We start from the raw sequence: 4581 nt of genomic DNA, 5'->3' as shown, positions 1-4581 counted from the left end.
TCGCTGCGCTCCACTCTTGACAGCCCGTCCCGCCACGAAAAGCCGAAGACTGCCGGGAACCCCCCAAAGGAACGGGACGGACGTTCCTTGGACATTCGGCGGCATCAGCGACCAGCCGGGCAGACCGGGGGCCGGCAGACCGGGCATCCGGGCCCCCTCAGCCCCAGACGGGGCCGGGCCGCCGCTCGCGACAGATCGCTACGCGCTCCTCGAATTTCGGCGTCCGGCGGCCGTCTGAGGCCGCTACCCGCAGGAAATGCCGAACAGGAGCCCATCAGGCGCCGCCGGGCGCGTCAGATCGCTACGCGCTGCCCATGCTTCGGCGGCCGACGGCCGTCGTGGGTTGCTCGTACGCAGGCTCGACGTTCCCCACGGCTGTGGTGAACTCCCGGCCGGAGGCAGCTCGGATGTAGGCGAGTTCCATCCAGCGCTCGTAGGTCGCCGAGTCCGAGACGTTTTCGTTGATCACGGCCATCAGCACACCCTCGACACCAGAAGCGATATCGCGGACGCGACGGTGGAGAAGACGATGTGGGACGTACTCGTACTGGTCGCTCATCGAGTGCCCCCCTCGAACGTTTCGAGGAAGCGTTGCCAACCGGCAAGGGCACGGTCCACGAGTTCCTGGCTGGGCTCAGTCCCGCTTTTCAGCACGGAGGGGTGCTGAAGGCACGGGCATGGGGCAACCTGCCACGATTGACGTGGTCCGGCGATCCGGTCAGTGGTCATGGCACCTCTCATCTGCCTATCTGATGTGGACAGAGAGAAACGATGGGGTACCTCGACCCTCGCAAGGGATACGGACTGTATCCCTTGCGAAGGACCCTCAGACCACCCCTATCCACTCGGCGTACGAGGTCAGCGACTCGGCATCGGATCGCTTGAGACGGCGGATCTTTTCGACGTCTTCTCGGGCCCATGGGTGCTCACGAACGTGCTGAGGAGCGTGCTTGCGGGCCGCTTTAAGGGATTCGAACGCATCGTCGGGGCTTCCTGACCATAGTTGCGCTCGTGCCACCTCGATCCAGAATCCGGATCGGCGCTCGGCCGGGATGTCATCGCCTGGTGTCCAGTGGCGTGCGATTTCGAGCGCACGGCCGATGTGGTCCCGTCCGAGGCTGACAGAAAGGGCCACTTCGTGAATGGAAACGCTGGCCGGGCCGAAGGCCGTGCCCAGGTAGATGCCTTCCGGGAGGGTCTCCGCAAGGGTCCGGGCCTCTCGTAGGTGGCCGTAGGCGGCATTGGCATCGCCCGCGCGTGCGGCGACCACTGCTGTGCGCATGTGCAGGGCGCCGCGCGTGGCGGTCGACCGCTTACCGATGGGTGCGGGCATCGTGTCGAGTGCCCGTTCCAAGACGAGCTGACCGGCTCGGTGGGCTTGGGCTGCCAGGAAGGTCTCAGCACGTACATAAGCGACGGTGGCACACGTGTCAGGGTCGCCCGTGTGTACGGCTGCCCATCTCATGACGTCGATCAGTCGGGCCGAAAGGTCGTGTGCTCCGGACTTGTAGGCCACGGCGTCGGCGGCCCGTGCCACCGCAACGACGAGACGTGCAGCGTCCGCCTTGCTCGTTCCGGTTGCCGCGTGCAGGTGTGCGAGGGCATCCGCGACGAGCTCGGGCGCCTTGGCGGCGATCCGGCCGTACTGGGCAGCGAGTCGCCAGGCGACCGCGTCGCGGATGTCGGCCTGAAGCTGGGGCAGCGGGCGCTGTGGAGGATCCAGCGGTAACTCGTATGCGGCGATGGAAGCGGAGAGTGCAGGCAGAGCGGCACGAATGCGATGGGCGGTACCGATGTATGCCAGGTCGAGGAGGGAGGCATCCACTGACAGTGCTGCGGCGATGGCCTCCAGCGTGGACGGGCCCGGTGTCCGGACGCCTCGCTCGCAACCCTTGATCATCGATAGGGAGACGTGGGCCTCGCGGGCGAGGTCGGCTTGAGTCATCCTCCGGGCCCGCCGCCGTGCGGCGATGCGCTGCCCGATGTGGTCGGCCATGGCCGCACCGTAGCGCTCAGCGCGCCCGCGACACCTACTCTTTGACGATGTCCGCCAGCTCGGCCAGGGAGTCGATCGACCAGTCCGCAGCGGCCCGGACGGTGGGGTCGTCGGCCCACCAGTGGCCCCACGGGCCTCGTCGGATGTGGGCGGTGCGGAGGCCTGCGGCTCGGGCCGGGTGGATGTCGTTGGCCGGGTGGTCGCCCACGTAGAGGGTTTCTGCGGCGGGGTGGCCCGATGCCTCCAGTACGCGTGCGAAGAACGCGGGGGCCGGCTTGGCCGTGCCCCATTCGGCCGAGGTGACGATCAGGTCGGCGGGGAGGTCCAGTGAGCGCAGGAGGTCGCCCGCTCGGGTGCTCTGGTTCCCCGCGATGACGACGCGCGCCCCGGCCGCGCGGAGTGCGGTCAGGGCCGGGCGGACGTCCTCGTAGAGGTCGGTCTCGTCGAGCCGCTCGCCCCGGCCCGCCGCTTCGCGGGCTGCGTACTCGGCGGCGATGTCGATGTCCGGCCGCAGGAGGCGGACCGCGTCCGCGTTGTCCCGGCCGGCCACGACCACCGCGCCCACCAGGGCCGAGAGGGTGTGCCGGGACACTCCCAGCCAGTCGGCCCAGGACGCCCAGTAACGGTCGTCGCGGGTGAGGGTCTCGCCGATGTCCAGAACGACCGCCCGAATCATGAGAGCAGATTACCGATGTGTCCGTCGGGACGGTCGTTTCCTCTAGGCTCCCAAGTCCGTTGGGCGAGTTCGGGTGAGGAGTTGGCATGGCGGAGAGCGACGGGGCGCGGCTTTTTCGGGAAGCCTGGATCGCCGGGGTGCGGCGGTATTTTCCCGGGGAGCCGAAGGCCGGTTACGTGACCCCTTGGGAGGACACCCCGCAGTGGGAGCGGGAGGCCGCGGGGGCCGTGTACGCGCAGGTGCGGCAGTTCGTCGAGGTCAGTGGCGGGAAGACCGGACGGCTCTCGCGGGAGCAGAAGGGGCGTTTCGTCGCCGTCTGCTGGACCGCGCAGATGTTCCGGCACTTCGAGGCCCCGAAGCCGGGCTACGTCGCCGACTGGCCGGACCTTCCGGCCTGGCAGCAGGAGACCGACGCGGACATCTTCGAGGCGATCGAGAAGGCGCACGGCTGATGAACAGATCGCCGGCCATCACGCATCTCGCCTGGGGGGAGATGGAGGTGGAAGGGCTCGCACCGGGGAAGGACTTCGTGCTGTATCCCGGGGGTGGGAAGCCCTGGGACTGGAACGAGCACGGGACCCGGCACGAGCCCGGGATCCAGCCCGGGGACGTGCGGCAGTTGCTTGAGCGTGCTTGTACGGTCGTCGTGCTCAGCCGGGGTATGGACCGGAAGTTGAAGACCATGTCCGAGACGCTGCTCCTGCTGCGGGAGGCGGGCGTTGCCGTGCACGTCGAGGAGACACGGGAGGCCGTCGCCCGCTACGACCGGCTGGCGGGTGCGGGCGAGGCGGTCGGCGGGTTGTTCCACTCGACCTGCTGAACTCACCGCCGGCGGAGCATTTCGGCGATCCAGGCGGGCGCGTACGGGGACGTGCAGCCCGGGGAGGTGGGGTAGTCCTTCAGGACTCCCAGGCGCTCCCCGATGTCGATGGCCCGCGCCCGGTACTCGGCGTGCTCGATCCCGATCTGGGCAAGGCAGTGGTTCATCGCCCACTGGAGGCGCTCCGGGGCGTCCTTCATCCGCGCCTCGATGACGTCGAGGAGGCCCTGGAGGTCGAGACCGTCCGGCTTCTTCGCCACCCGCTCGACGGTCAGCGCCCAGCCCGCACTCGCCACCACCGGGTCCGGGTCGGAGAACCAGACCAGCCTCAGCTCCTCGGCATGGGGGCTCTTCTTCACGACGTAGTTGACGAGCCAGTCCTGCACCTTGGGCGTCCGCGCCCCGCGCAGCATCCCGTCCAGCTCGTCGCGCCCGAAGGCCTTCGGCCGGCAGATGAGGAGGGAGAGCAGCCTCGCCGCCGAGTCCTCCGTTTCCCAGAGCCGAGATGCGAGGTCCTGCTGCGTCTTCAGGCGCTTCGCGATCGCGCGCAGCTTGCCGAGGTTCACGCCGTGGTCGTCGCCGTGCCGCTCGTTCACCGCCCGCGTCTTCGCGTCCTCCAGCCCGGCCAGCTCGGCCATCACCTCGGCCACCGTCGTCTCGCCCACCGCCGCCTCCTGTCCCTGGTCCGGCCAGCCCAACCTACGACGACCAGCCGCACGAGTGTGGGAAGCAGCAACCCCATACGGCCGCCGGACGCCGAAATGACAGGAGCGCGTAGCGATCTGACGCCTCCATGCGTCACGGATGACGGTCCAGTTGGCATGTCGTGCGGGTAGCGGCCACGGACGGCCGTCGGACGCTGAGATGAGAGAAGCGCGTAGCGATCTGGTGCGTGGGGTGGCGCCGATTGCCCATTGCGGGGGGGGCGATGTCTGGTCTGCCGTGTCCCGACCTCCCCGACTCGGCGCCGATCCCGCCGCATGTCCAAGGAACGTCCGTCCCGTTCCTTTGGGGGGTTCCCGGCAGTCTTCGTTTTTCCGTGGCGGGACGGTCTGTCAAGGGTCGCCGAAGGCGATCGCGAAGCGACGC

Annotated in this window: 6 protein-coding genes; 2 read left to right on the top strand and 4 right to left on the bottom strand. The window is 68.7% G+C overall.

The features are described from left to right. Positions 1 to 301: 301 nt before the first annotated feature. From AB0O29_RS34210 to AB0O29_RS34200, 3 genes are all read right to left on the bottom strand, one after another. Positions 302 to 559, bottom strand: a complete 258-nt coding sequence (locus tag AB0O29_RS34210) for a hypothetical protein (RefSeq protein WP_365159833.1) — start codon at positions 557 to 559, stop codon at positions 302 to 304. A gap of 267 nt (positions 560 to 826) precedes the next feature. Next, on the bottom strand, positions 827 to 1996 hold the full coding sequence (locus AB0O29_RS34205; protein ID WP_365159830.1) for a helix-turn-helix transcriptional regulator: 1170 nt from the start codon (positions 1994 to 1996) through the stop codon (positions 827 to 829). A gap of 34 nt (positions 1997 to 2030) precedes the next feature. Further along, positions 2031 to 2672, bottom strand: coding sequence for an HAD family hydrolase (locus tag AB0O29_RS34200; RefSeq protein WP_365159827.1), 642 nt, complete (start codon positions 2670 to 2672; stop codon positions 2031 to 2033). A gap of 86 nt (positions 2673 to 2758) precedes the next feature. Here AB0O29_RS34200 and AB0O29_RS34195 point away from each other — a divergent pair, with 86 nt between their 5' ends. Together AB0O29_RS34195 and AB0O29_RS34190 are read left to right on the top strand one after the other, a co-directional pair. After that, a complete protein-coding gene (locus tag AB0O29_RS34195) occupies positions 2759 to 3124 on the top strand; it encodes a hypothetical protein (protein ID WP_365159824.1) in 366 nt (121 codons plus the stop codon). Beyond that, positions 3124 to 3492: an Mth938-like domain-containing protein gene (locus AB0O29_RS34190; protein WP_365159821.1), complete on the top strand. Its 369-nt coding sequence runs from the start codon at positions 3124 to 3126 to the stop codon at positions 3490 to 3492. The genes AB0O29_RS34195 and AB0O29_RS34190 overlap by 1 nt, the downstream gene beginning before the upstream one ends. Before the next feature lie 2 nt (positions 3493 to 3494). On the opposite strand, the gene AB0O29_RS34185 is transcribed toward AB0O29_RS34190, so the two are convergent. Then, positions 3495 to 4130: a DNA alkylation repair protein gene (locus AB0O29_RS34185; protein ID WP_365159836.1), complete on the bottom strand. Its 636-nt coding sequence runs from the start codon at positions 4128 to 4130 to the stop codon at positions 3495 to 3497. Positions 4131 to 4581: the final 451 nt, after the last annotated feature.

The sequence above is a fragment of the Streptomyces sp. NPDC089915 genome (genome assembly GCF_040684675.1).
Lineage (GTDB): Bacteria > Actinomycetota > Actinomycetes > Streptomycetales > Streptomycetaceae > Streptomyces.
The sequence above is the reverse complement of the archived record's forward strand: the minus strand, read 5'-3'. Positions and strand labels throughout refer to the sequence as shown.